The organism is Phreatobacter sp., from assembly GCF_051860605.1.
Classification (GTDB): Bacteria; Pseudomonadota; Alphaproteobacteria; order Rhizobiales; family Phreatobacteraceae; genus Phreatobacter.
Map to the genome: position 1 here is coordinate 1 of NZ_JBHYDR010000030.1, position 607 is coordinate 607.

General features: G+C 69.4%; 1 protein-coding gene. It reads left to right on the plus strand.

Annotation, left to right across the window (positions count from 1 at the left end; all coding sequences use genetic code 11):
* On the plus strand, nt 1-528 hold a 528-nt coding region (locus ACTIFS_RS21730), incomplete at its 5' end, for an ATP-dependent DNA helicase (RefSeq protein ID WP_439576209.1).
* Between the last annotated feature and the right edge of the window lie 79 nt (nt 529-607).

Genomic DNA, 607 nt, shown 5'->3' on the forward strand with positions numbered 1-607 from the left:
CAGGTGCTCTGTCCGATGAACCGCGGCGGAGCCGGCGCGCGGGCGCTCAATCTGGCGCTGCAGGAGGCGTTGAACCCGGAGCCGGCGCAGAAGGTGGAGCGCTTCGGCTGGCGCTTCGCTCCCGGCGACAAGGTGATGCAGATCGACAACGACTACGAGAAGGAGGTCTACAACGGCGATCTCGGCCGCGTGGTCGCGATCGACGAGGAGCTGGGCGAGGTGGTGGTACGGTTCGACGATCGCGAGGTGAACTACGGCTTCGGCGAGCTCGACTCGCTGGTGCCAGCCTTCGCGACCACGATCCACAAGAGCCAGGGCTCGGAGTACCCGGCGGTGGTGATCCCGGTGGTGACGCAGCACTACCCGATGCTGCAGCGGAACCTGCTCTACACCGGGGTGACGCGCGGCAAGCGGCTCGTGGTGCTGGTCGGCCAGCGCCGCGCGATCGCGATCGCGGTGCGTGGCGCGGTGTCGCGCCGGCGCTGGTCCCGGCTTGCGATCTGGCTGCGGGAGGTGACGCGCGCATAAACCGCGGCGCTCTCACCCTCGCGACCTACCCGTTCGACGATGTGCGGATTGGCTGCGAGGCCTGCGGACGGGAGGGCCG